Genomic DNA, 23,881 nt, shown 5'->3' on the forward strand with positions numbered 1-23,881 from the left:
TTCCACACGTACCCATCCCGAACACGACCGTTAAGCCCTCCAGCGCCGATGGTACTTGGACCGCAGGGTCCTGGGAGAGTAGGACGTCGCCAAGCAATAAAAAGAACATTACCTATATACGGTAGTGTTCTTTTGCTGTTTATAGAGGCAGATGTAATAAAGGTAGGCAATATTTAGTTAGATTCCTGTGACCATAGAGCATTCGTAAGTATGCGTTGTGGGTACATAAGACGGGTTGATTAGCAGAAATCCTATTGCTATACATAAAGAAAAGACTGCTACTGATGTAACAGTCTTTGTAATAGATTATAGGCTCTATAGAACGTAGATGGCGTCTAATGAATATACTCCGCTACTAAGTTTACTAAATATGAAACGAACTGCATATAGATTAAAGCCTTCTTGGGGATAAAAAGTTGAGTCGAAATTAATAGTAGAATCAGATTTATAAGGATCAATACCTGATATATCATTAGCGTCTGCCTTTTTCAATATAGAAATATATTCCTTTTTAGTTCCACTAAATTCAAAACTTATCTTATTCGTGAGAAAATTTTTGAGGTTGTCTTTCGTTACTTGTCTCCCCTGAAATGCGTTCTCTGCCGTGGATTCAGTAACATATTTATCAATAAATTTGTTAACATCGGTCATGTTACCACTTTCAAGGGCACTTCCAAGAAGGTTTAGTATCTGAACCATGTATGGTTTTACTTCTTTTTCTATCTGACTCAAAGTAATGTTGGAAGGTAATGTGAGTATTGTGCTACCCGTACTGCTACTTCCAGCACTACCGCTAGCACTACTACCATCACTGTTACTTGATCCATTATTAGTAGAGCTAGAACTATCTTTGTAAGGGATGCCAACGTTACTGTCTGCACTATTGATCGCGTTATCTGTTGAGAGCTATTATTCCAACTCACTTCGGCTCCTAATGCTTCAGAGACTACCCGAAGAGGTACGTATGTAGAGCCATCATAGACTAAGGCGGACAATTTATCCCCATTTGAATCTTTGGGGGTCCACTTTATCCCGTCTACCTTAAATGTAATATTGTGGTTAAGTGCTGTGCTTGGATTTTCTGGATTCCGTTCGCTGCTCCAGCGATAATAGATCCAAGAACTAAACTGCAAGCTAATACAGATACAACAAATACTGTTTTTGTTACTTTCATAAATAGCCTCCTAGAAATAAATATGTATTTATTACACTAACTAAAAGGTTCTGTTTCCCATAGTTTCATATAATTACAAGTCATATATTAACACATATCCTTATACTTGGGAAAGATATGGATGTCGCAGAGTCCAATCACAAACTGCTCATTAGGTTGGACACTTGTTGATTGCAGTATTATTAATTAATATACTCAATGGAAGTTAAAGTTCTTATGAAAGTGTTAGTATTTTTACACATGTAGTGGGCTAACCTTGTATTGGATGGGGTACAATGAACAATAGATTGATGAGTATTGATTACTAAAGAAACAGGAGAGAAATAGACACATGGGAAATACATGGACAGAAGAACACCTCATTTATTCTAATGAAATTGATTATAACGCCAATTGTCGATTATCTAATTTGCTGAGTTTGATGCAGCGTGCTGCTGATGGTGATGTGGAGCATATGGGGGGAACAAGAGACCAAATGCTCGCTCATCATCTTGGTTGGATGCTGACAACGATTGACTTAGTATGCGAACGGATGCCTAGATTTAATGAAACTATACAAATTAGGACATGGAATAAAGGTACGAAGGGGCCGTTATGGTTAAGGGATTTTAGGATATATGATGAGAATGATCTAGAAATCGCTAAGGCATGTACGTTGTGGGCTCTAGTGGATATTCATAAGCGTAAGGTGCTGAGACCATCCGCATATCCATTTAATATAAACTCTAACCATGATGATTCCGTTGGACCTGTGCCGGATAAAATGAATATATCGGATGAAGTCGAACTATATACATCTTATTCAATAACGGTACGTTACAGTGGCATAGACAGTAATAGACATTTAAATAACTCTCGTTATGCTGACTTATGTATGGATGCATTGACACCACCTGAGCTGGATACAATAGCTATATTGGGTTTCCATATTACCTATGTTCATGAAGTGAAGAGCGGAGAGCATATTGAAGTACTTCGTTCTGATCTTTTGAATGGATATATTTATTTCAGAGGACAATCGTTGGAAGGTACACGTTACTTTGAAGCATGTTTACATGTAGGATGATATAGTAATGTAATCCGCATAGCTCATTAAACGATTGGGTATGTTAATGGGAGGGGTGATATCATGCCATTTCATAAACCATTGAAAATTAACAACCAGCAGAATAAATCAAGTATTAAAGAAGAAGCGATAACATTACACCCGGAAAAGGCTGCAAAATATCCACCAAGCTTAAACAATATTCCTAAGCAGAATTCCTAAGCTCGATTGTCGTGGTGGTAATAGCTTATAGATTCATATTCAGAGCCCAATACTTTAAAGTATTGGGCTATTTACTTTTTGGATGGGATGTATTCAGTGATATACTAGACCTACAAGAAAGGAGCGAGTCATGAAATCTTTAATATTAGCAGAAAAGCCTTCCGTTGCAAGAGAAATTGCAAGGGTAATGGGCAGTAGAGAGAAGCATAAGGGGTATTTTGAAGGACCTAAATATGTAGTTACTTGGGCACTAGGACATCTCGTCGGTCTTGCGGAACCTGAGGATTATGATCATAAATTTAGTACATGGAATTTAGAGGATTTACCTATTCTTCCAGAGTCAATGAAGCTCAAGGTACTCCGGGAGACGAGTCAACAATTCAAGGTGGTTCAACAGCAGCTTCGACGTCAAGATGTAACTTCTCTAATCGTTGCTACTGATGCGGCAAGGGAAGGAGAGTTATTAGCCCGCTGGATTATTACCATGGCGAAGTGGAATAAGCCGTTCCAAAGGCTATGGATTTCTTCACAGACGGATAAAGCCATTAAGGAAGGTTTCGCATCCTTACGACCTGGACATGAGTTTGATCGTTTATACCATGCAGCTCGTTGTCGCGCCGAAGCCGATTGGATGATTGGTCTGAATATTACACGGGCACTGACTTGTAAGTTTGGGGCTCCACTGTCTGCTGGACGAGTACAGACACCTTCACTAGGAATGATTATGGATCGAGAGAAGGAAATTATCAATTTCAGATCAGAGGAATACGATACGTTATCGGTTGATTGCGGAAATTTCACGGCAACGTGGAGAGGTGCGAATGGTGATGCTCGGATGTTTGATCGGAAGCAGGCTGAGGCACTTCAGAAGCAAGTCCAAGGGAAAGCTGGCTCTATTCTTAAGGTGAAGAAGTCGGAAAAGGTGGAGCCGCATCCACTTGCGTATGATTTAACAGAACTACAACGAGATGCTAACAAAAAATATGGCTTCTCAGCGAAGCAGACTTCTAATGTACTTCAACGTTTATATGAACAACATAAAGTAGTTACTTATCCGAGAACAGATAGCCGTTATTTAACTTCAGACATGACGGATACGTTAAAAGAACGATTAGAGAGCGTAGCCGTAGGACCGTATGCGACATTGGCTAGACCCCTTCTACGTAAGCAGCTACCTATCACTAAACGAATCGTAGATGATAGTAAAGTAAGTGATCACCATGCCATTATTCCAACGGAAGAGACGTTACTACTGAATAAACTAAGTGCTGAGGAACGTAAATTGTATGACCTCATCGTGCGTCGCTTTATCAGCTTATTTTATCCACCAGCCCGTTATGATGATGTTGCGGTAACTGTTAAGGTGGAGAAGGAATCTTTCTACGCTAAAGGTACGACGGTAAAAGTTATCGGTTGGCGTGAGGTATATGGTGGTGAGATGGGTGATGAAGTAGATGAAGAGGTTGCGGATCATCACGAGAATCGTACTGTGCTCCCAGAGTTACGCGAAGGGGATGCTATAACAATACAACGGACTAACGTTCGCTCTGGACGTACGCTTCCTCCGAAGAGATATAACGAAGCTTCGTTACTCTCACAAATGGAGAAGCATGGATTAGGGACGCCAGCAACTCGTGCTGACATTATTGAGAAATTAGTTTCATCCGATACCATCGAACGACAAGGGAATGCACTACACCCCACAGGCAAGGGCAAGCAATTGATTGAGCTAGTATCACCACAGCTACGTACACCAGAGTTGACGGCTAAATGGGAAGCAGAGCTTGAGAAAATTGCAAAGGGTCAAGGAAGTCCGGAGCCATTCTTGCAGGGAATACGGAGTATGTCTAAAGAATTAGTATCAGGAGTTAAAGGGAGCTCAGCCGAATATAAGCCTCATAATGTATCGAACAGTCATTGCCCTGAGTGTAATACACGTTTATTGGAGAAAAAGAGTAAACGGGGTACGATGTTAATTTGTCCGAATCAAGATTGCGAGTATCGTCGTTCTGATGATAAAAAGCTATCCAATCGACGTTGTCCACAGTGCCATAAAAAAATGGAGATGAAGGATGGTAAGGCGGGTCTATATGTCCAATGTCTTTCATGTGGAATTACGGAGACGGTTAATAAAGATAATAAACATATTAATAAACGTGAAGAGCGCAAATTAGTCGAGAAATTTACACAACAGGAGACAGTGGGTTCTAATCTAGGTGAACTACTGAAGGCTGCAATGGAGCAGAAGAATAAGGGGTGATTCAAAGATCGATGAGCTGGGTATTATTGTGTCCTATCATCGATAGTTCTATAATGGAAGTGTAACATAAAGAATGAAATAAGGGAGTGGACATTCAGCGGATGAGAACTGCACTGTGGATATGGTTTATTTTTATCAACATGGTGGGATATCTAGTCATGTCTGAAGATAAGAAGCGTGCTCAAAGAAGGCGTGACCGAGTTCCCGAGAAAACATTGTTTCTATTAGCTGCCATGGGCGGTTCATTGGGTGTACTGATTGCAATGTACCGTAAGCGGCACAAGACAAGGCATCTTAGCTTTAGATTTGGAATACCTGCTCTACTCTTTGTGAATGCTGTGTTGTACGGATATTTCATGATGTAGAATCAAGATAATTAGCTAGATGAAAGAGGCGAAGCATATGTTATTTTCCAATATTTTATTAGCTTATGATGGTTCCAAAGCTTCAAATAAGGCCTTTGATCGTGCAATCGAATTTGCACAAGCCGTTCCAAATGCAACGTTAACGGTTATTCATGCTTTTGATTTTCCTCGAATCTTTATTGGTGAAGGACTGGCCCCAATTCCAGCTTCAGTGAATAAGGATTATTATGATCTTGCTGAGCAGACAGTGGAAGAAGTCAAGGAACGTCTTGCCGAAGCTGGTGTAAAAGGGAATGCACAATTGGTACAAGGTTCCCCTTCGCAAACCATTCTAGAATATGCCAAAAAGAACAATTCCGATATTATTATTATTGGGAGCCGGGGTCTTGGTGGTATTCGAGAATTCGTACTTGGTAGTGTTAGTCATAACGTCGTTCAAAATGCTAGAATACCTGTATTAGTCGTTAAATAAAAAAGTACATTTATAGCCAGTGCACCTGTCATTTCAGGATGAGCTGGCTATATTTATTTTATTTCTCGCTAAAAGCGAACGTTATTTTTAGATATTATATAAATGTTCGGGTTTGAGTTGACATAGAGTGAATGAGATTGTTAAACTGTAAGTATAGAGTGAATCAGCTGTAATACAAAGTGTCTGTAAATAGATCTCGTATAATGCCGGGAATACGGCCCGGACGTTTCTACCCGAATACCGTAAATTTTCGGACTACGAGGGAATACTGATGGAACCACGATGCTTTGGGAATAAAGCTCTGATGTTCTACGTCTTAGATTTGTCATTTTTTATCAATTGATGACAAATCTCAGTGTATTCCTTCCTAGTCCGGTGTCCTGAAAATAGAAGTATTTTCTTGGGCTTTCGGATTTTTTGAGTTTTTTGAGTTTAATGATAAGTAGTGATTCACAAGAGAGTGGGTTGAGGCATGTTACCAGAGGTTGCTGTCATTATGGGAAGTAAATCAGATTGGGAGACAATGAAGCATGCTTGTGAAATGCTAGATGTTCTCCAGATCCCTTATGAGAAAAAAGTCGTATCGGCTCATCGTACACCTGATCTTATGTTCACTTTTGCAGAAGAAGCTGCTGGACGTGGAATTAAGGTTATCATTGCCGGCGCAGGAGGGGCTGCTCATTTACCTGGAATGGTGGCTGCTAAGACCCTATTGCCCGTAATTGGTGTTCCAGTTCAATCGAAAGCACTAAACGGATTAGATTCATTACTATCTATTGTCCAGATGCCAGGTGGGATACCTGTAGCTACTGTGGCGATTGGTAATGCGGGAGCAACTAATGCCGGTCTACTTGCTGCTCAAATCATCGGTGCCTTTAATCCTGAAGTACAGGCAAGAGTGCAAGCAAGGCGAGATGCCATCCGTGATGAAGTGCTAGAGAGTAGTGATTCTCTATGAAAAATACAGGTAGAGATCTTGGAGGCAAACCTGTAGTAGGCAATAGAACGATCCTACCTGGGGATACCATTGGTATTCTGGGTGGTGGGCAGTTGGGTCGTATGATGGCGTTAGCTGGAACGGCGATGGGGTATCGATTCGTGACCCTAGACCCGACACCAGAAGCACCTAGCAGTCATACGGCTCATCAGATTGTTGCTGCTTATAACAATATAGAAGCTGCAAGAGAATTAGCTATGGCAGCGGACGTAATCACATATGAGTTCGAGAATGTGGATGCAGGAGTAGCTTCTCTATTAGAGAAGGAGTCATATGTTCCACAAGGAAGTCAATTACTATATACAACACAGCATAGAGTTCGTGAGAAGCAAGCTATAGAGAAAGCGGGCGTGCCAGTCGCTCCTTATCGTGTTATTGAAGGTCTGGATAGTTTGAAGGAAGCTGTAGATGAACTGGGTCTACCATGTGTTCTGAAGACAGCTACAGGCGGATATGATGGCAAGGGACAATTCGTGATCCGTCATGCGGAACAATTGGATGAAGCTTTTACAGAATTAGCGGCTTCCGGAAGAGAATTAGTACTTGAGCAGTTCGTATCCTTTCAGAGTGAAATATCTGTAATTGCAGCGCGTAGCCCGCAAGGTGAAGTGAAAACTTTCCCGGTATCAGAGAATATTCATGTGAACAACATATTGCATCTATCTATCGTTCCCGCACGGTTAAGTTTGAAAATACAACGAGAAGCACGTCAACTTGCAGAGAAACTTGCGACAAGTATGGATGCGGTTGGACTTCTTGCCGTCGAAATGTTCGTAACGGCGGAGGGTAAGCTGTATGTCAATGAAGTAGCTCCTCGTCCACATAACTCGGGACACTACACGATGGAGGCATGTGAGACCTCTCAGTTCGAACAGCATGTACGTGCCATCTGCAATTTAGAGCTTCAGGATACGGAGTTGCTTACTCCTGTAGTGATGGTGAATGTACTGGGACAGCATTTAGATGCAGTCATTCAAAGAGCGGGAGAACGTGATGAGATGGCTATAGAGCTTGGCGTGATTCCTAAGCTTCATTTATATGGAAAGAATGAGAGCAAGACAAACCGCAAAATGGGCCATATTAACTTGTTATGTAAGGATGTTCAAGAGGGTCTGGATTGGGTGGAACATACTAATATTTGGAGGTAGTGAATAAAGATGATCGAACGTTATAGTAGACCAGAAATGCGGGCCATTTGGACCGAAGAAAATAAATTTAATTCATGGTTAGAAGTAGAATTGTGCGCCTGTGAAGCTTGGGCTGAATTAGGGGTTATTCCTAAAGAAGATACCGTGTTACTTCGTCAGAATGCCAAGTTTGATATTGAACGTATCTATGAGATTGAACAGGAAACACGTCATGATGTCATCGCCTTTACTCGTTCGGTATCGGAGAGTCTTGGACAAGAGCGTAAATGGGTACATTATGGCCTGACTTCCACAGATGTAGTTGATACGGCCCTGGGTTATGTCCTTCTTCAAGCTAATCAGATATTAGAGAAGGATATTACCAATTTTATTGAAATTCTTAAAAATAAAGCCCTGGAGTACAAAGATACACCTATGATGGGCCGTACGCATGGTGTACATGCTGAACCGACGACATTTGGACTCAAGATGGCACTGTGGTATGAAGAGATGAAGCGTAACTTGGAACGTTTCCATCATGCCGCTAAGGGTGTGCAGTTCGGTAAAATGTCAGGTGCAGTTGGAACTTACGCAAATATCGATCCTTCTGTAGAAGAATTTGTATGTAAGAAGTTAGGTACAACCGCAGCACCGATCTCTACGCAGACGTTGCAACGTGATCGCCACGCTGAATATATGGCGACGTTAGCTTTGATTGCTTCATCCTTGGATAAGTTCGCTACTGAAATCCGTGCTTTGCAGAAGAGTGAAGTACGTGAAGTAGAAGAAGCATTTGCTAAGGGTCAAAAAGGTTCGTCTGCTATGCCTCATAAACGGAATCCAATCGGTTGTGAGAACATTTCGGGTCTATCCCGTGTCATTCGTGGTCATATGGTAACGGCTTATGAAGATGTAGCATTGTGGCATGAACGTGATATTTCACATTCTTCTGTAGAACGCATTATTCTTCCAGATGCTACAATGCTGCTGAACTACATGTTGAACCGTTTCGGTAACATTGTGAAGAACTTAACCGTATTCCCAGAGAATATGAAGCGTAATATGGCTCGTACCTTCGGAGTTCCCTTCTCAGGACGTGTCATGACTAAGTTAATTGATAAAGGCTTCAGCCGTGAGCAAGCGTATGATACGGTTCAACCACGTGCGATGCAAGCTTGGGAAGAGCAACGTCAGTTCCGTGACATTGTGGAAGAGACAGCTGAGATTACGGAGGCGCTTAGCCCTGCTGAAATCGAGGATGCATTCAATCCAAGTTGGCATTTGAAGCATGTAGATACCATTTTTAATAAATTGGGTCTGACATAAAGGTTGACTGATTTAGCTGTTGATCAGAAATTTACTGAACCGAGGAGGATGGACATGACATCAACGGCTATAGCTACTGCCGTGGAGCTTGTCAACGCGCCACTGCTTTACAAGGGTAAGGTTAGAGAGCTGTATGATCTAGGAGAGCACGTTCTAATTGTTGTGACAGATCGTATTTCTGCTTTTGATTATGTACTTGACCCACCAGTGCCTAACAAGGGGAATGTCTTGAATCGTCTAAGTGCTTACTGGTTCGAGCAGACTCAAGACCTGATGGAGAATCATGTCGTCCATACAGATGTTGAGCTACTTGGGGATATTGTCAAAGATAAGGCATTGTTGAAGAACCGAGTTATGGTAGTCCGTAAGGCAGAACGCATTGATATCGAATGTGTTGTGCGTGGCTATATTACAGGCGGTGGTTGGCGACAGTATCAGCAAACCGGGGAAGTAAACGGGATTCGATTACCAGCAGGTATGCGTAAGAACCAAGCCTTCGAACAACCTATATTCACACCAGCAGCTAAGAATGACGTAGGTCATGATGAAGATATTTCATTGGATGTGATGAAGGAATCGGTAGGAGAAGAGCTTGCGTTGGAATTGCAGGAAAAGAGCTTGCAGTTATATAGCTTTGCTCGAGCCTATTGCGCAGAACGAGGTATCATATTAGCAGATTGTAAATTTGAGTTCGGTATTTTAGATGGCCGAGTGATTCTAATAGATGAAATATTCACACCTGACTCATCGCGTTTTTGGGCTAAAGAGAAATATGAGCTCGATGTTGAGATCGATAGTATGGATAAAGAACCCGTACGTTCTTACCTAGCGTCTTCTTCATGGGATAAGAATAGTGTACCTGATCCGCTTCCACAAGAAGTTGTAGAAGAGACGACACGGCGTTATGTAGATATTTATTATAGATTAGCTAATACCAATACCAATGATTCGCCATTCTGAGGAGGAACGAACAGACAATGATTAAAGCAACCGTCTATGTCACCATCAAAAAGAGCGTACTTGACCCACAAGGAGTAGCCGTTCAAGGAGCACTTCATTCTATTGGATTCCAAGAAGTTGAAAGTCTTCGTATCGGTAAATATATGGAGCTTAATTTAGATACAGATGATCGTGCTGAAGCAGAAACAAGATTGAAAGCAATGTGCGAGAAACTTCTGGCGAATACGGTAGTCGAGGATTACCGTTACGAATTGGAGGGCTAAGCCCATGAAATTTGCTGTTATTGTGTTTCCGGGTTCTAACTGTGATATTGATTGCTATAAAGCGGTTGAAGATACAGTAGGAGAGTCCGTTGATTATGTATGGCACACGGCGACTGATCTTTCAGCGTATGACTGTATTCTTATTCCGGGCGGCTTCTCTTATGGTGACTATTTACGTTGTGGAGCCATTTCTCGATTCGCTCCCGTCATGTCTGAAGTGGCTAAGGCTGCTGAACAAGGAAAATTCATTCTTGGGATTTGTAATGGGTTCCAGATTCTAACGGAAGCGGGTCTGCTACCAGGTGCCTTACGTCGTAATATGTCGATGAAATTCCGTTGTCATGACACGGTGTTGAAGGTCGTTAACAACGATACGCCATTCACGCGTGAATATCGTAAGGATGAGGATATTACGATTCCAATCGCACATGGTGAAGGAAATTATTATTGTGATGAAGAGACGCTTGCGAAGCTCAAAGCAAACAATCAAATTGTATTTACTTATAACGATAATCCGAACGGATCGCTGGAGGATATTGCAGGTATATGTAATGAGCGTGGCAATGTCATAGGAATGATGCCACATCCAGAACGGGCAGTTGATTCATTGTTAGGTTCAGAAGATGGCAAACGCATGTTCACATCTATATTGAAGTCTTGGAGGGATTTACATGACGCAGCAGCAAATGTCCGTTAAAGAACCGACCGTAGACCAGATTGCGGAGCAACACATATATCAGCAAATGGGTGTGTCGGATCGCGAATACGAGCTGATTTGTGGGTTCATGGGTCGTAAACCCAACTATACGGAAATAGGCGTATTCAGCGTTATGTGGTCAGAGCACTGCGCATATAAGAATTCGAAGCCTTTGCTTCGTCGGTTCCCTACAACTGGACCTCGTGTTCTCATGGGACCGGGCGAAGGCGCTGGTATTGTTGATATTGGTGATAATCAAGCCGTTGTATTCAAGATTGAAAGTCATAATCACCCTTCGGCGATAGAACCTTTCCAAGGTGCTGCGACAGGGGTAGGCGGAATCATTCGGGATATTTTCTCCATGGGTGCTAGACCGATAGCAGTCCTGAATTCCTTGCGGTTCGGTAAGCTTGAGAGCGACCGTGTGAAATATTTGTTCGAGCATGTTGTATCAGGTATCGCAGGTTATGGTAACTGTATCGGTATTCCTACGGTTGGTGGGGAAGTGGTATTCGATGAAAGTTATGATGGGAATCCATTAGTGAACGCTATGTGTGTGGGACTTATCGATCATGACAAAATTCAACGTGGCGTAGCTAAGGGTGTAGGTAATCCCGTGTTCTACGTGGGTCCTCCAACAGGGCGCGATGGGATCCATGGAGCAACATTTGCTTCAATTGAACTAAGTGAAGAGTCTGAAGCGAATCGGACCGCTGTACAAGTCGGTGATCCATTCATGGAGAAGCTCGTTATGGAATCTTGTCTAGAGCTTATTGATAGTGGGATAGTAGTCGGAATTCAAGATATGGGAGCTGCGGGCTTAACTTGTTCCAGTGCAGAAATGGCTAGTAAGGCGGGTAATGGTCTAGAGTTGTACTTAGATCAGGTACCACAGCGTGAAGAAGGTATGACCCCTTATGAAATGATGCTCTCTGAATCACAAGAACGGATGCTGTTCGTCGTTGAACCGCGTGATGAAGCACAAGCACAAGAAATTTTTGATCGTTGGGGTGTTATTTGTACCAAAGTAGGTAAAGTAACTGATGATGGACGTTTGAAATTGATTCACCACGGTGATGTCGTTGGGGATATGCCAGTTACGGCATTAGTAGATGAGTGTCCAGTATATGATAAGCCTTCAACGGTTCCTGATTATTATAAAGATAGCGATAAAATTGATACGCTGCGCTATGAGGAAGTGACAGATCTTGAGGGCGCGCTTAAGCAGGTGCTATCATCTCCAAGTATAGCTAGTAAAGCATGGGTATATGACCAATATGATTACATGGTTCGGACAAGTACAGCCGTCCGCCCAGGTTCAGATGCAGCTGTGGTAACGATTCGTGGAACACGTAAAGGTCTAGCAATGACAACAGACTGTAACGGTAGATACGTATATTTGGACCCAGAAGTGGGCGGTAAGATTGCCGTGAGTGAAGCAGCCCGCAACATTGTATGTTCAGGAGCAGAGCCACTAGCGATCACAGACAACTTGAACTTTGGTAGTCCTGATAAGCCGGAGATTTTCTGGCAAATGGAGCGTGCGGTGGACGGATTAGCTGAAGCTTGCCGTGAGCTGAATACGCCGGTTATTGGGGGTAACGTAAGTCTTTACAATGAGAATGCGAGTGGCGCTATCTATCCAACACCTGTTATAGGTATGGTAGGTCTAGTACACGATCTTGATCACATTACGACACAGGACTTTAAGCAAGAAGGAGACATAATCGTACTACTGGGTGATACGATGGCTGAACTAGGTGGTAGTGAATTCCAAACGGTTCTGCATGGTGTCGCTGAAGGTCGTCCACCTGCACTTGATCTGAATGTAGAGAAGAAGCTATTATCTGCTGTATTGGGCGCGATTCAAGGTGGCCTCGTTCAGTCTGCACATGATTTGTCCGAAGGTGGATTAGCAGTAGCGCTTGCAGAGTCATGTATTAGTGGTGGGGTTGGAGCTAAGGTAAGTGTTGATACAGAACTTCGTGCAGATGTGGCCATGTTCAGTGAGAGTCAATCTAGAATATTACTATCTGCAACAGAAGAAAAGGCAGAACAATTGATAAGCTTTATTCAAGGTTTTGGAGTTCCGGTAGTTAAGTTAGGTACAGTAGCAGGAAGCAAGCTCGAGATCAATATTAACAAGGGCACTTCAGCAGTCAATGAATCCGTGGAGGCCTTGAAGCAGGTTTGGAAGGATGCGATTCCATGTCTCATGAAATAACGTCCGATATGTTGATTGCAAATGATGCCAAATTGTCATCCAAGATTCCTTCTCAGTTGTGGACCGGTGACTTTTATAATGAAGGTACAGGTAAGGATGATATTTTTGATACGTTAAAAGAAGAATGTGGTGTCTTCGGAGTGTTTGGTCATTCCGAGGCGACCTCGCTCTCTTATTATGGTCTACATGCTCTGCAGCATCGTGGAGAAGAAAGCTGTGGTATGTGTGTAGCGGATGGTAAAGATTTCAACTACCACCGAGGTATGGGACTGGTCAAAGAAGTGTTCGATAAAGATACAATGGCCTCTCTAGTGGGTGATATGTCAATTGGACATGTACGTTACTCTACAAGCGGAGATAGTCGTCTAACGAATGCACAACCGTTAGTGTTCAAATATCGGGATGGAGATTTAGGGATTGCTACGAACGGTAATATCGTGAATGCACCACAGATTCGGCGTGAGTTAGAACAGATGGGTTCTATTTTTCAGACGACGAGTGATACAGAAGTTATTGCTCACTTGATCGCTCGCTCTCCTAAAGATGTTGTGGAAGCAGCGAAAGATGCGCTGAGCCGTATCGTGGGTGGGTACGCTTTTCTCATCATGACGAACGATAAATTAATTGTGGCTTCTGACCCGAATGGACTTCGTCCGATCACGATGGGTCGTCTAGGGGATGCCTATATATTTGCTTCTGAGACGTGTGCATTAGAGACTATTGGAGCTGAACTAGTACGTGATATTCGACCTGGCGAGTTGTTAGTACTTGACGCTGATGGTTTACGGGAAGACCGCTTTATAGCACCACAGAAGAAGGCGATATGTTCGATGGAATATATTTATTTTGCCCGACCTGACAGTGATTTGAATGGTACTAACTTGCATGCGGCACGTAAAAGAATGGGGAGTAGAATGGCGCTGGAGGCGTTCATTGATGCTGATATTGTAACTGGGGTTCCAGATTCAAGTATCTCTGCCGCTATTGGTTATGCCGAGCAGACTGGCATTCCCTATGAGCTTGGATTGATCAAGAATAAATATACAGGTCGTACATTTATTCAGCCAAGTCAAGAGTTGCGAGAACAAGGTGTCAAAATGAAACTCAGTGCTGTGCGTCGTGTCGTTCAAGGTCAGCGTGTCGTCATGATTGATGACTCAATAGTTCGGGGTACAACTTCTCGTCGTATTGTCAATTTGTTACGTGAAGCAGGAGCGACTGAGGTGCATGTCAGAATTACTTCACCTCCTTTTAAGAATCCATGTTATTACGGCATTGATACGCCTGATCGTAGAGAGCTCATCGCTTCTTACCGTACGGTTGAAGAAATATGCCGTGAAATTAACGCTGATTCTCTAGCGTTCTTAAGTACAGAGGGCCTAATCGCTGCCGTGGGCGGGGATAATGCTAGTGATGAGAATGGGGGCCTATGTCTCGCTTGTTTCACCAATCAATATCCAACGACGTTGGATTTCGATGGTGAGGAGAAGGGTGGCTGCGGCTGTTAATACACGTCAGCTAGAGTGTGTTAACTGATTCAATAACTGATTTAACACATTAATCATTAATGCTATGTAGAAGTTTTCTATATAAGGATTAAGTAGAGTTGTCTAAGAGTATATAGAATCGCTTGTCCATTAACGGAAGGGGTGTTGTTACAAGTGTCTGAAGCCTATAAAAGTGCTGGAGTAGATATCGCAGCCGGTAACGAAGCAGTTGAACGAATGAAGAAGCACGTGAAACGTACCATGCGTCCAGAAGTCATGACGGATCTTGGTGGTTTTGGAGCGCTATTCGGATTGAATAAGGACAAGTATGATGAACCCGTACTAGTGTCTGGTACGGATGGTGTGGGTACGAAGTTGAAGCTTGCTTTTGCAATGGATCGTCACGATACGATTGGCATTGATGCGGTTGCTATGTGTGTGAACGATATTATCGTACAGGGTGCAGAACCCCTCTTTTTCCTTGATTACCTAGCTTGTGACAAAGTATTACCAGAGAAAATCGAAGCGATCGTAGCTGGAATTGCAGAGGGATGTTATCAATCTGGCTGTGCTTTGATCGGTGGCGAGACGGCTGAGATGCCAGGCATGTACTCTGAAGGAGAATATGATATTGCTGGTTTTACTGTGGGGATTGTGGATAAGCACAAGATTATTAACGGAACAACGATTGCTCCAGGAGACACTGTGATTGGTCTTGCATCAAGTGGAGTGCACAGTAATGGTTTTTCTCTAGTACGTAAGCTTCTGTTGGAACAAGCGGGTTATAGCTTACAGGAGGAAATAGCAGAACTTGGCGGTAAGCTTGGAGATACGCTACTTACACCTACTAAGATTTATGTGAAGCCAATACTAAACTTGATTGAGAAGCTGAATGTAAAAGGGATGGCACATATAACGGGTGGCGGGTTTATAGAGAACATCCCACGTATGCTACCGGACCATGTGGATGTCGATATTACTTATAATTCTTGGCCAATTTTGCCGATATTTGAGTTGATGCAGCAAACGGGTAATATCTCGAATCGTGATATGTTTACAACTTTCAATATGGGAATTGGTTTAGTGTTGGTTGTTAGTGCTGCAGATGCACCAGAAGCACTAAGTATTCTCAAAGACAATGGAGAAGAAGCATATATTATTGGCCGTGTTACAGAAGGAGAATCCATCGTGACTTTTACAGGGGCTGACGTGTAATGAGTCATTACCGGATTGCCGTATTTGCTTCTGGAGAGGGCAGTAATTTTCAGAATTTAGTCAATGCTTCCGCTAATGGGGCATTAGGCGGAGCTAAGGTTGAATTGCTTGTATGCGATAAACCTGAGGCTCCTGTCGTTAAGCGTGCCAGAGATGCTGGAATAAAGGTTCATTTATTTACGCCTAAATCATATACTTCTCGTGAGGAGTATGAGCATGAGATCGTGACACAACTAGAGTCGCTAGATATACAGTTGGTAGTTCTTGCGGGTTATATGCGTCTATTAACATCCGTTATTGTTGATAGATATGCAGGACGTCTCATTAACATCCATCCATCATTACTTCCTGCATTCCCAGGTACGAATGCTATAGGACAGGCAATGGAGTATGGTGTGAAGATGACGGGAGCTACGGTTCACTTGGTTGATGGAGGAATGGATACGGGGCCTGTTATCGCTCAGCGAAGTGTTGAAATCAACGTAGACGACACGTTGAAATCATTGACGAAGGCTATACATGACATCGAGGAAAAGCTGTATCCACAGGTCGTATCTTGGTTTGCTCAAGGTCAGATTGTGATAGAAGGCAGACATATAACAAGGATAGATCCGAACAAATAACTACAATTCGTCAGCAGTTACCGACTCTGCTAAGTAATTTCGATATTTCTCGGGAAATAATGGTCGTGGAATCGAATGTTATCGTTTTAACAGATAAAGGAGGATCTTATTCGTGGGTATTAAAAGAGCACTAGTTAGCGTATCAGATAAACAGGGCATCGTGGATTTTTGCCGCGAACTGTCTGCATTAGGTGTGGAGATCATTTCTACGGGTGGCACAAGTAGTTTACTTGCCAAGGAAGGTGTACCCGTTATTGGAATTTCAGAAGTTACAGGGTTCCCCGAAATTATGGATGGGCGTGTGAAAACATTACATCCAGCTGTACACAGCGGTTTACTTGCCGTACGTGACAATGTGGAACATCAACAACAGATGAAAGAACTGGATCTTGGTTATATCGACCTTGTTGTCGTAAACCTGTATCCTTTCCAAGATACCATTGCTAAGCCAGACGTATCGTACGAAGAAGCCATTGAGAACATTGATATTGGTGGACCTACCATGCTTCGTTCAGGCGCTAAAAACCATGCTTTTGTAAGTGTGGTAGTAGATTCTGGCGATTACAGTACTGTGCTCGAAGAAATCCGCAAGGGTGGAGACACGACACTGGAGACTCGCAAACGGCTCGCGGCAAAAGTTTTCCGCCACACGGCGGCATACGACGCTCTAATCTCAGATTACTTGTCGAATGTGACAGGTGATCCGTTACCAGAACGCTTAACAGTGACTTACGAGAAGATTCAAGATCTACGTTACGGTGAAAATCCTCATCAAACAGCGGCGTTCTACCGTAAACCACTCGCTCCTGAAGGCACGCTAACAACAGCGGAGCAGATCCACGGTAAGGAACTATCATTCAATAATATCAATGATGCGAATGCGGCGCTGCAAATTGTGAAGGAATTCGATGAACCCGCAGTAGTAGCTGTTAAGCACATGAATCCTTGTGGTGTAGGAACGGGAGTTAATATTCACGAAGCTTATCAAAAAGCGTACAATGCAGATCCTACGTCCATTTTTGGTGGGATTGTTGCTGCAAACCGTACAATTGATGCAGATACTGCAGAATTACTCAAAGAGATTTTCTTAGAAATTATTCTTGCTCCTGATTTCACAGCAGAAGCACTTGAAATTCTGACGAAGAAGAAAAATATTCGTCTCTTGAAGATGGGCGAATTCGGTTCATCTAAAGAACGTAGTAGCCAGTTCCTATTCACTTCCATTGACGGAGGTATGGTCGTTCAAGAGAGTGACGTTCATTCAGTAGATGTTTCAGATTTGAAGGTCGTAACAGACCGCCAGCCGACTGAGGAAGAGTTAAAACAACTGTTGTTCGGATGGAAAGTAGTTAAGCATGTTAAGTCTAATGCGATTGTACTTGCATCAAATAATATGACTGTAGGTGTCGGAGCAGGCCAAATGAACCGTGTAGGTTCTGCTAAAATTGCGATTGAGCAAGCGGGTGAAAAAGCTAAGGGCGCAGTGTTAGCTTCGGATGCATTTTTCCCTATGGGAGATACCGTGGAATTTGCAGCTAAGGCAGGAATTACGGCTATCATTCAACCCGGTGGTTCGATTAAAGACGAAGAATCTATAAAAGCGGCGAATGAGGCTGGAATTGCAATGGTATTTACAGGCGTAAGACACTTTAAACACTAGAAAGATCTTAAATATCATAGTCCCATTAGAGTCAGGATACTCTCTATTGGGGCTATAGATTTGTTGTGAGATAGAACGAAATGAATGAAATGATTGATACAAATGAATCGTTTAGGTAATCAGCTGGGAGGGCGAACATGGATATATTAGTCGTTGGTGGCGGTGGTCGTGAACATGCCATCGTATGGGCATTGGCGAAAAGTCCTCAGGCAGGACGCATCTATTGCGCGCCAGGTAATGCAGGCATTGAAAACATCGCAGAATGTGTGCCCATTGGAGTAGGTGAGTTCGACCGGTTAACAGCTTTTGCTATAGAAAAGAATATCGGGTTCGTAGTCATCGGACCTGATGATCCATTGGTTGGCGGCATTGTGGATGCTTTTGAAGTTAAAGGCATTCCGGTCTTCGGGCCACGTCAGAATGCAGCTGCTATTGAAGGTAGTAAGACATTCATGAAAGATTTATTGCATAAGTATAAGATTCCTACAGCCGCTTATGAGAAATTCGATAACTACGAAGATGCACAGGCGTATTTGCTTAAGCAGGAGTTGCCCATCGTCATTAAAGCGGATGGACTTGCAGCGGGTAAAGGTGTAACTGTTGCTTTCGCGCTGGATGAAGCTGAATCTGCTTTGCGTGACATTATGGTTAATAAAGTATTTGGTGAAGCGGGGGCTCAAGTGGTTATTGAGGAGTTCCTTGCAGGGCAAGAGATGTCGATCCTTGCATTCGTAGATGGAGAAATCGTGAGACCGATGGTAGCAGCTCAGGATCATAAGCAAGTCTATGACAATGATCAAGGACCTAATACGGGTGGAATGGGTACGTACTCACCTTTACCACATATCGCTAGTTCTATCATTGATGAAGCCATTGAAACGATTATTAAGCCGACAGCGAAGGCTATGGTTGCGGAAGGACGTCCTTTTCGTGGTGTATTGTTCGCAGGGTTGATGATTTCCCCTGATGGGACTCCTAAGACCATTGAATTCAATGCTCGTTTTGGAGATCCAGAGACGCAAGTTGTGTTACCACGACTTAAGACTGATTTACTTGAGATTATGCTGGCAGCTGTGAACGGAACACTAGCTGACATCCCGATCGAGTGGAGTGAAGAGGCCGCAGTATGTGTCGTACTTGCATCAGGTGGATACCCTGCAGCCTATTCTAAAGGCATTACGATTCAGGGGCTAGATAATAAGACGGATGCCCTTGTCTTTCATGCTGGAACAGCAAAGAATGAAGCTGGCGAATGGGTGACGAATGGTGGACGCGTGCTTGGTGTGGTTGGCTTAGGGCAGAATATAGCCGAAGCGCGTATTTCAGCCTATCGTGAGGCGGATCGTATTCAATTCGAAGGTAAGCATCTTCGGACGGATATTGCAGCTAAAGCTCTCATATAGAGGTTGTTCAAAAAGTCATCTTTTGATCACGAAGCATATCAAGAGGCCTAATCGACGTCGAAGATTGAATTCAGCCGGTCTTTCCGGTGCTCACGTAGGTACTGCAAGCGCATGCTTCCGAAGTTCGTTTTCCACGAAAACGTGTAGCTCCGCTCCTCACTCCCTTGCTTCATCCAATCTTCTGAGGCGTTTCAAAGAAACGCAACATCGTAAGCATGCACTTTAGTGCTGAAAAGTCGACTTTTTGAACACGCACTTATAGTGAATTAATGTGTAATTGTAATACGGGGGAACAAGAGCGGGATGATATATAATGATCATCTAGAATGATCATATTAGAAGAGGCCTTTCCTGATCGTAGGAAGGCCTCTTTACATGCATTTGAGATTCAACCAAAGTAGTCAACTTGACTTGTTCACACACTATCCGTCCGACACTAGATCCTGATTTAGTCTATTTAGAAATATCCACAAACCCTTCTCCAAAAACATCACGTACATCATGAATGGTTAAGAAGGCCTCTTTATCGATCGTTTTAACGATTTTTTTGAGCATAGATACTTCTTGTTTACTAATAACGATATACAGAATTTCTTTAGCTGACTTGGTATAATAGCCATGCCCTGAGAGCACAGTAACGCCTCTGTCCATCATGACATTCACTTGGTCAGCAATTTCATTCTGCTGGGTGGAGATGATCATCACGGCTTTTTTGGAATTGAGTCCTTCTATAATGAAGTCCATGACCTTGGTACCGACGTAGAGCATAATGATCGTAAACATTAGACTTTCTGCTCCAATGATGAAGTAAGAAGAGAAAGCAACAATTAGGTCAAAGAAGAGTAGAGAGTAGCTAATATTCCAGTCTAGATATTTATTTGTCATTCTTGCTAGAATAGCCGTTCCTGCAGTCGTCCCTCCGACGCGTATAATCATCCCGATGCCTACCCCTGTAAAAATACCTCCAAAAATAGCATTGAGAATCAGTTCATCCGATGGGATGTTCCAGCTTTCTGTCAAATGGAGGAAGAGTGAGTTGAAGATCACGGCAATGATCGTGTAGATCGTCGTTGTTTTATCCAAAAATTTATACCCTGCTATCAGCAGGAATGCATTTATGATTAAGTTCACTAGCCCTGGGGACCATTGAAATACGTAGTAGAGAATAATCGTTATCCCTGTTACGCCACCTTCACCGAATTCATTCGGAATAACAAATAGGTTAACTGCGAGGGCAAAAATGAAAGAACCTAGTATAATAAATAGAATATCAATGAGTCTTTTTTTCATCTAACTTCCGCCTTTTTTTAATAAAATGAAGAATAAATGCCAACCATCTCATAAGAGCAGCAAAACTAAGATGATATCGTTTATTTGCAATTATGTCAAGGTTTTATATAATGTAGGAGATGATTATTGAGCACATACAGGTGTTGAGCCGATAAATCAGAGCTTGTAATCATTCACTATTTTATATATCATTTAATTAATAATCTTAATTTAAAGATAGTTTTAAGGTGATTAATTTGAGATCTTTCTACATGAACATAAGCACACAAGGAGGAGATAGGGTTATGAAGCATATTTTTAAACAAGGAAGTCACACATCTGCACCCACACTCGTTCTATTTCATGGTACGGGCGGCACGGAAGAGGATCTACTGTCCATTGGAGACATGATCTCTCCGACATCATCTATTCTGAGTCTTCGAGGAAATGTATTGGAGAATGGGATGCCACGCTTTTTCCGTCGGTTAGCTGAAGGTGTATTCGATCTTGAAGATCTAGTGGTGCGTACCAAAGAAGTGTACGCTTTCTTAGATAAAGCAGCTGAAAAGTATAGTATTGACCGTCAAAACATGGTAGCAGTGGGTTATTCGAATGGAGCTAACATTGCAGGTAGTTTATTATTTCACTATGAGGATGCCTTCAAAGGAGCCATTCTTCACCATCCGATGGTACCACTGCGTGATAAGGAGCTCCCCGATTTAACGGGAATTCCTGTGTTCATTGGAGCAGGGCGTAACGATCCGATCTGTCCTGCCAAGGAATCTGAGGATTTAGTTGCATTATTGACTGGAGCAGGAGCGGTAATGCATCTGCATTGGGAGAATTATGGACATCAATTAAGTCGGACAGAGATTGAAGCTGCTACCGAATGGTTTGGTAAACATTTCGAGTCGTAAAAGTTGAGCCTAGTAAGGAATTATTGTATATGGTACTATGAGAGGCCTCCGATTATTATTTCTGGAGGTTTCTTCTTGTCAAATCGTTGTTGTGCTTGAAAAAAAGTGGTGAAAAGAGTACGTTACTAATATAGAAGAACAGCGCTGGCGCTGATACAGAAGTAGTGGAGTGTGAGACAATGAAAAAGACGGATGGAGAAGCACATACAGTGCCATTGAAAGCGGCTCAAGTGAATATGGAAGATATCGTACGGGCACATCATGTGCTCCGGGAAGTCATCGTACGTACCCCGCTTCAATGGGATGCTGTACTGTCGGCGAAATATAACTGCAACGTATATCTGAAAAGAGAGGACTTACAAATCGTACGCTCTTTCAAGATACGTGGAGCATATAATATGATTCGGAGTCTTTCAGAAGAAGAATTAGCTAAGGGGATTGTCTGTGCAAGTGCAGGTAATCATGCTCAGGGCGTAGCATTTTCCTGCAAAACGCTAGGAATCCAAGGTAAAATTTATATGCCAAGTACGACGCCTAATCAGAAAGTAAAGCAAGTCAGACGTTTCGGTGGGGAGAACGTTAAAGTCGTATTAACGGGTGACACCTATGATGACGCTTATGCTGAAGCTATGAAGACTTGTGCGGAACAAGGGATGACGTTTATTCATCCTTTTGATGAGTCTCGTATTATTGCCGGTAATGGTACGATCGGTATGGAAGTAATGGAAGACTTAAATTCTTCCGCGGATTATGTATTTGTAACCATCGGTGGTGGTGGATTAGCTGCGGGCGTAGGTACGTACATTAAAACGATGAGCCCTCAAACGAAACTCATAGGCGTGGAACCACTGGGAGCTGCTTCCATGAGTGAGGCTCTATTACGTAAAGAAGTCGTCACACTAAATGAGATTGATAAATTCATCGATGGTGCTGCGGTTAAACGCGTAGGTGATTTAACCTTTGATATTTGCGTGCGTACGTTGGATGACGTAGTTAAGGTTCCAGAGGGGAAGGCTTGTACAACGATTCTTGAATTATATAATGAAAATGCGATTGTTGTAGAACCTGCTGGTGCATTGCCTGTTGCAGCTCTAGAGTTATATCGTGAGCAGATTCAAGGGAAAACGGTGGTCTGTATTATCAGTGGTGGCAATAATGACATCGCTCGTATGCAGGAGATTAAGGAAAGATCACTGATTTACGAAGGGCTTAAACATTATTTCATGATCAATTTTCCCCAGCGTGCGGGTGCGCTACGCGAATTTCTTGAAGAAGTGCTTGGACCCGAGGACGATATTACGAACTTTGAATATACCAAAAAGCATAACAAAGAGAACGGCCCTGCGCTGGTCGGCATTGAACTAGATTCTAAAGAGGATTATGGTGCCTTAATTGAAAGAATGAACCGTAAGGGCTTCGAGTATACGGAATTGAATAAGGATTTAAATCTATTTAATCTGTTATTCTAGAAGCTTCGTACAGAATAATAAAAAAAGAAGTCATCTTTATGGTTTAAGTCATTAAACCTTAAAGTTAGACTTCTTTTTTTAACAAGTACTATTTCAACATCCGCTTTGCACCGAGGTAGGCTTCTTTATAATAACTAGTAGTTAGGGACTGAATTCTTACCCCTTTGGTTGTCGAGGCAATGAACTCTCCATTACCAAGATAAATGCCAACTAGTGAGGCTTTTTTTCCATCTGTTTTGAAAAAGACGAGGTCGCCTGCCTTGAGACTCTTAGAACCAATGGCTTGACCCTTCTTGAATTGTGCCAGCACGGAGCGTTCAAGTGTTATGTGTGCATCTGAGTTCTTATACACAAATTGCGTGAAACCAGAAGCATCAAATCCGTCTGGGGTTACACCACCATATTTATAATCTGAGCCTATATATTGTTGTGCAAAAGTGGCAACCTGTTGTCTTAAAGTCGTAAGTGAACTTTTAGTGGTGCTGGCTGAACTCGTCTCGGCCGATTGTGTTGTTGTCTTAGAAGCATCTCCATAGACAGATGTCCATCCAGTCATGCTCACTGCTAGAATTAGACTCATTAGTAATACTGCTTTCTTGTTCATAGCGTTATTCTCCTCATTTCTAAATCATATCCTATGATAATAACCCATTTGGAGGAAAATAACGTTACTATTTGATGACAGTATAGTTATTTTTCTAAAATA

General features: G+C 42.6%; 23 protein-coding genes, 1 rRNA gene and 1 riboswitch. Of the genes, 20 read left to right on the top strand and 4 right to left on the bottom strand.

The features are described from left to right. Positions 1-95, top strand: a 5S ribosomal RNA gene (rrf, locus tag J2T13_RS10140); the annotation flags it as partial. A gap of 220 nt (positions 96-315) precedes the next feature. Here the strand turns inward: rrf and J2T13_RS10145 are convergent. Both J2T13_RS10145 and J2T13_RS10150 read right to left on the bottom strand, forming a co-directional pair. Then, positions 316-732, bottom strand: coding sequence for a hypothetical protein (locus J2T13_RS10145; protein WP_429370848.1), 417 nt, complete (start codon positions 730-732; stop codon positions 316-318). Then, complete coding sequence (locus J2T13_RS10150) at positions 729-1,133, bottom strand: stalk domain-containing protein (RefSeq protein ID WP_429370850.1); 405 nt, start codon at positions 1,131-1,133, stop codon at positions 729-731. Before J2T13_RS10150 ends, J2T13_RS10145 begins: the two co-directional genes overlap by 4 nt. A 372-nt stretch (positions 1,134-1,505) precedes the next feature. Here J2T13_RS10150 and J2T13_RS10155 point away from each other — a divergent pair, with 372 nt between their 5' ends. The 17 genes from J2T13_RS10155 to purD all read left to right on the top strand — a co-directional run bounded on the left by J2T13_RS10155 (position 1,506) and on the right by purD (position 19,520). Then, on the top strand, positions 1,506-2,240 hold the full coding sequence (locus tag J2T13_RS10155; RefSeq protein WP_429370852.1) for an acyl-[acyl-carrier-protein] thioesterase: 735 nt from the start codon (positions 1,506-1,508) through the stop codon (positions 2,238-2,240). 63 nt (positions 2,241-2,303) lie between these two features. Then, positions 2,304-2,441, top strand: a complete 138-nt coding sequence (locus J2T13_RS10160; RefSeq protein ID WP_199924974.1) for a hypothetical protein — start codon at positions 2,304-2,306, stop codon at positions 2,439-2,441. A 130-nt stretch (positions 2,442-2,571) separates the two neighbouring features. Then, complete coding sequence (locus J2T13_RS10165; RefSeq protein ID WP_429370855.1) at positions 2,572-4,701, top strand: DNA topoisomerase III; 2,130 nt, start codon at positions 2,572-2,574, stop codon at positions 4,699-4,701. A gap of 101 nt (positions 4,702-4,802) precedes the next feature. Beyond that, entirely contained in the window at positions 4,803-5,066 is a 264-nt protein-coding gene (locus J2T13_RS10170) for a DUF1294 domain-containing protein (protein WP_429370857.1), read from the top strand. Positions 5,067-5,103: 37 nt separating this feature from the next. After that, positions 5,104-5,538, top strand: coding sequence for a universal stress protein (locus tag J2T13_RS10175; protein ID WP_429370859.1), 435 nt, complete (start codon positions 5,104-5,106; stop codon positions 5,536-5,538). 176 nt (positions 5,539-5,714) lie between these two features. Then, positions 5,715-5,816: riboswitch (purine riboswitch) on the top strand. Between the two features lie 194 nt (positions 5,817-6,010). Then, positions 6,011-6,496, top strand: coding sequence for a 5-(carboxyamino)imidazole ribonucleotide mutase (gene purE / locus J2T13_RS10180; protein WP_429370861.1), 486 nt, complete (start codon positions 6,011-6,013; stop codon positions 6,494-6,496). Next, positions 6,493-7,683 carry a 5-(carboxyamino)imidazole ribonucleotide synthase gene (purK, locus tag J2T13_RS10185; RefSeq protein ID WP_429370863.1) on the top strand — a complete coding sequence of 397 codons (1,191 nt, stop codon included), beginning with the start codon at positions 6,493-6,495 and terminating at the stop codon, positions 7,681-7,683. Before purE ends, purK begins: the two co-directional genes overlap by 4 nt. A gap of 9 nt (positions 7,684-7,692) precedes the next feature. Next, the gene (gene purB, locus J2T13_RS10190) at positions 7,693-8,988 is read left to right on the top strand and encodes an adenylosuccinate lyase (protein WP_429370865.1); all 1,296 of its coding nucleotides are present in this window, start codon (positions 7,693-7,695) and stop codon (positions 8,986-8,988) included. Between the two features lie 54 nt (positions 8,989-9,042). Continuing rightward, positions 9,043-9,948, top strand: coding sequence for a phosphoribosylaminoimidazolesuccinocarboxamide synthase (locus J2T13_RS10195; protein ID WP_429370867.1), 906 nt, complete (start codon positions 9,043-9,045; stop codon positions 9,946-9,948). A 17-nt stretch (positions 9,949-9,965) separates the two neighbouring features. Beyond that, complete coding sequence (purS, locus tag J2T13_RS10200; RefSeq protein WP_429370869.1) at positions 9,966-10,211, top strand: phosphoribosylformylglycinamidine synthase subunit PurS; 246 nt, start codon at positions 9,966-9,968, stop codon at positions 10,209-10,211. A 4-nt stretch (positions 10,212-10,215) separates the two neighbouring features. After that, positions 10,216-10,908 (top strand): phosphoribosylformylglycinamidine synthase subunit PurQ, encoded by a 693-nt coding sequence (purQ, locus tag J2T13_RS10205; protein ID WP_429370871.1) that lies wholly within the window; start codon positions 10,216-10,218, stop codon positions 10,906-10,908. Then, positions 10,883-13,132, top strand: coding sequence for a phosphoribosylformylglycinamidine synthase subunit PurL (gene purL, locus J2T13_RS10210; RefSeq protein WP_429370873.1), 2,250 nt, complete (start codon positions 10,883-10,885; stop codon positions 13,130-13,132). The genes purQ and purL overlap by 26 nt, the downstream gene beginning before the upstream one ends. A gap of 8 nt (positions 13,133-13,140) precedes the next feature. Continuing rightward, the gene (purF, locus tag J2T13_RS10215) at positions 13,141-14,640 is read left to right on the top strand and encodes an amidophosphoribosyltransferase (protein ID WP_429371108.1); all 1,500 of its coding nucleotides are present in this window, start codon (positions 13,141-13,143) and stop codon (positions 14,638-14,640) included. Positions 14,641-14,793: 153 nt separating this feature from the next. After that, complete coding sequence (purM, locus tag J2T13_RS10220) at positions 14,794-15,834, top strand: phosphoribosylformylglycinamidine cyclo-ligase (protein ID WP_429370875.1); 1,041 nt, start codon at positions 14,794-14,796, stop codon at positions 15,832-15,834. Next, positions 15,834-16,457, top strand: coding sequence for a phosphoribosylglycinamide formyltransferase (gene purN, locus J2T13_RS10225; protein ID WP_429370877.1), 624 nt, complete (start codon positions 15,834-15,836; stop codon positions 16,455-16,457). The genes purM and purN overlap by 1 nt, the downstream gene beginning before the upstream one ends. 112 nt (positions 16,458-16,569) lie before the next feature. Beyond that, positions 16,570-18,117, top strand: coding sequence for a bifunctional phosphoribosylaminoimidazolecarboxamide formyltransferase/IMP cyclohydrolase (gene purH / locus J2T13_RS10230; protein ID WP_429370879.1), 1,548 nt, complete (start codon positions 16,570-16,572; stop codon positions 18,115-18,117). A gap of 137 nt (positions 18,118-18,254) precedes the next feature. Further along, positions 18,255-19,520, top strand: a complete 1,266-nt coding sequence (purD, locus tag J2T13_RS10235) for a phosphoribosylamine--glycine ligase (RefSeq protein ID WP_429370881.1) — start codon at positions 18,255-18,257, stop codon at positions 19,518-19,520. A 453-nt stretch (positions 19,521-19,973) separates the two neighbouring features. Here the strand turns inward: purD and J2T13_RS10240 are convergent, their stop codons facing one another. Continuing rightward, positions 19,974-20,810, bottom strand: a complete 837-nt coding sequence (locus J2T13_RS10240) for a YitT family protein (protein ID WP_429370883.1) — start codon at positions 20,808-20,810, stop codon at positions 19,974-19,976. 284 nt (positions 20,811-21,094) lie between these two features. Here J2T13_RS10240 and J2T13_RS10245 point away from each other — a divergent pair, with 284 nt between their 5' ends. Next, on the top strand, positions 21,095-21,706 hold the full coding sequence (locus J2T13_RS10245; RefSeq protein ID WP_429370885.1) for an alpha/beta hydrolase: 612 nt from the start codon (positions 21,095-21,097) through the stop codon (positions 21,704-21,706). A gap of 179 nt (positions 21,707-21,885) precedes the next feature. Continuing rightward, positions 21,886-23,175, top strand: coding sequence for a threonine ammonia-lyase IlvA (gene ilvA / locus J2T13_RS10250; protein ID WP_429370887.1), 1,290 nt, complete (start codon positions 21,886-21,888; stop codon positions 23,173-23,175). Positions 23,176-23,263: 88 nt separating this feature from the next. Here ilvA and J2T13_RS10255 read toward each other — a convergent pair whose 3' ends face one another. Next, a complete protein-coding gene (locus tag J2T13_RS10255) occupies positions 23,264-23,779 on the bottom strand; it encodes a C40 family peptidase (RefSeq protein ID WP_429370889.1) in 516 nt (171 codons plus the stop codon). Positions 23,780-23,881: the final 102 nt, after the last annotated feature.

It is taken from the genome of Paenibacillus sp. DS2015 (genome assembly GCF_050433705.1).
In the GTDB taxonomy this organism is placed as follows: Bacteria; Bacillota; Bacilli; order Paenibacillales; family Paenibacillaceae; genus Paenibacillus_AQ.

Bases quoted from the DNA above. Each gene is read 5' to 3' on its own strand.
- J2T13_RS10240 (WP_429370883.1), bottom strand. From the start codon at position 20,810: ATGAAAAAAAGACTCATTGATATTCTATTTATTATACTAGGTTCTTTC.
- J2T13_RS10155 (WP_429370852.1), top strand. From the start codon at position 1,506: ATGGGAAATACATGGACAGAAGAACACCTCATTTATTCTAATGAAATT.
- purK (WP_429370863.1), top strand. From the start codon at position 6,493: ATGAAAAATACAGGTAGAGATCTTGGAGGCAAACCTGTAGTAGGCAAT.
- purQ (WP_429370871.1), top strand. From the start codon at position 10,216: ATGAAATTTGCTGTTATTGTGTTTCCGGGTTCTAACTGTGATATTGAT.
- J2T13_RS10160 (WP_199924974.1), top strand. From the start codon at position 2,304: ATGCCATTTCATAAACCATTGAAAATTAACAACCAGCAGAATAAATCA.
- purD (WP_429370881.1), top strand. From the start codon at position 18,255: ATGGATATATTAGTCGTTGGTGGCGGTGGTCGTGAACATGCCATCGTA.
- purB (WP_429370865.1), top strand. From the start codon at position 7,693: ATGATCGAACGTTATAGTAGACCAGAAATGCGGGCCATTTGGACCGAA.
- ilvA (WP_429370887.1), top strand. From the start codon at position 21,886: ATGAAAAAGACGGATGGAGAAGCACATACAGTGCCATTGAAAGCGGCT.
- J2T13_RS10165 (WP_429370855.1), top strand. From the start codon at position 2,572: ATGAAATCTTTAATATTAGCAGAAAAGCCTTCCGTTGCAAGAGAAATT.
- J2T13_RS10255 (WP_429370889.1), bottom strand. From the start codon at position 23,779: ATGAACAAGAAAGCAGTATTACTAATGAGTCTAATTCTAGCAGTGAGC.
- J2T13_RS10245 (WP_429370885.1), top strand. From the start codon at position 21,095: ATGAAGCATATTTTTAAACAAGGAAGTCACACATCTGCACCCACACTC.
- purS (WP_429370869.1), top strand. From the start codon at position 9,966: ATGATTAAAGCAACCGTCTATGTCACCATCAAAAAGAGCGTACTTGAC.
- purL (WP_429370873.1), top strand. From the start codon at position 10,883: ATGACGCAGCAGCAAATGTCCGTTAAAGAACCGACCGTAGACCAGATT.
- J2T13_RS10195 (WP_429370867.1), top strand. From the start codon at position 9,043: ATGACATCAACGGCTATAGCTACTGCCGTGGAGCTTGTCAACGCGCCA.
- purN (WP_429370877.1), top strand. From the start codon at position 15,834: ATGAGTCATTACCGGATTGCCGTATTTGCTTCTGGAGAGGGCAGTAAT.
- purF (WP_429371108.1), top strand. From the start codon at position 13,141: ATGTTGATTGCAAATGATGCCAAATTGTCATCCAAGATTCCTTCTCAG.
- purE (WP_429370861.1), top strand. From the start codon at position 6,011: ATGTTACCAGAGGTTGCTGTCATTATGGGAAGTAAATCAGATTGGGAG.
- J2T13_RS10175 (WP_429370859.1), top strand. From the start codon at position 5,104: ATGTTATTTTCCAATATTTTATTAGCTTATGATGGTTCCAAAGCTTCA.
- J2T13_RS10170 (WP_429370857.1), top strand. From the start codon at position 4,803: ATGAGAACTGCACTGTGGATATGGTTTATTTTTATCAACATGGTGGGA.